The organism is Xenorhabdus littoralis, from assembly GCF_033949345.1.
GTDB lineage: Bacteria > Pseudomonadota > Gammaproteobacteria > Enterobacterales > Enterobacteriaceae > Xenorhabdus > Xenorhabdus littoralis.
The window spans coordinates 1-322 of the sequence record NZ_VCDP01000248.1 but is presented as its reverse complement, the minus strand read 5'-3'; the positions used below and the strand labels follow the sequence as shown (position 1 = coordinate 322).

Annotated in this window: 1 protein-coding gene; it reads right to left on the bottom strand. The window is 50.0% G+C overall.

The features are described from left to right. Positions 1-322, bottom strand: a 322-nt coding sequence (locus tag FE394_RS19505; protein WP_319927968.1) for a type VI secretion system baseplate subunit TssF, incomplete at both ends; no start/stop codon positions are given.

Sequence of the window (322 nt, the reverse complement as noted above, 5' to 3'; positions counted from 1 at the left end):
CAGAACAATTTTACAGAATCGCCCAGCAGCAAGGGATAACAGTTATTTTCGGCATTCAGCAGGATAGGCGGGCTGATCCGGTTTTCCAGATGAATGGCCGGCACACAGCCCAGCATAAAAGCATCGCCGATATCATCCAGCGGCAGTTCACCTTCAAAACGAAAAATCAGCTCAAAGGTGCCATCCGCATTGAGCGGGACTTCCGTGCGATCACGGCTGATATCCAGCGTGACAAAATTATACAGGTGCGGTAGTGCATAATATTCAACCAGCGTTTGCAGGCCGGTATAGGTGCCCTTTTTCATCGGCAGGATGGGCTTAT